Annotated in this window: 1 protein-coding gene; it reads left to right on the forward strand. The window is 40.4% G+C overall.

The annotated features are described in order from the left end of the window. Positions 1–32: 32 nt before the first annotated feature. The coding region (locus AC04NP_RS30840) for a hypothetical protein (RefSeq protein WP_482863987.1) at positions 33–270 on the forward strand (238 nt) is incomplete at its 3' end.

The raw sequence follows: 270 nt of genomic DNA on the forward strand, positions 1-270 counted from the left end.
GAGTTCGCCCTAATAAATGGGCTGCTACTGCTATGCTAGCTAGGGCCCAACTATTTACTGGAAATTGGGAAGATGCAGAATTGGAAGCATCCGCTGTAATAGAGAATACTACTATGTATAATGTGATGACCGATTTGAATGAGGTATTTCTTGGAAACAGTACTGAGGCGATTTGGCAACTAAAACCCGTGCTTCCTTCTCTAAATACCAACGAAGGTCTTAACTTTATACTTTTCTCCACACCTACTAATGTTGCATTATCTCCTACTT

Source organism: Agaribacillus sp. DX54 (assembly GCF_056858335.1).